We start from the raw sequence: 308 nt of genomic DNA on the forward strand, positions 1-308 counted from the left end.
TCCGTCGAGCCTTCGTTGTTGCTGCAGTCCCAGCAGCACTTCGTCACGCCGACCGTTCGCGGCAACATGCTTACCGTGAAGTTCGACTTTGCCTGATTGCAGGCCACGCAAGCTACACGCAGGTTCCAGGAGAAACGACGGCCACTTACGTTCATCACGGTCACCACGCCACCGCTTCAACTCGACATCACCGTTATCGAGCGGATGCAATCCGAACCCGAACTCGGGCCACCCCATGAGCGCTGCCGACCCGCGCGGCCGAAGATCCCGGGCACCATCACCGGAACCCTTCGCTGCGTGCGCTTCCA

1 protein-coding gene is annotated in these 308 nt (G+C 61.7%); it reads left to right on the forward strand.

Annotation, left to right across the window (positions count from 1 at the left end; translation table 11 throughout):
- Positions 1 to 96: 96 nt before the first annotated feature.
- A partial coding sequence (locus AMS65_RS20105; protein ID WP_206541943.1) for a hypothetical protein occupies positions 97 to 308 on the forward strand: 212 nt, incomplete at its 3' end.

Source organism: Leucobacter celer subsp. astrifaciens (assembly GCF_001273835.1).
Lineage (GTDB): Bacteria > Actinomycetota > Actinomycetes > Actinomycetales > Microbacteriaceae > Leucobacter > Leucobacter celer.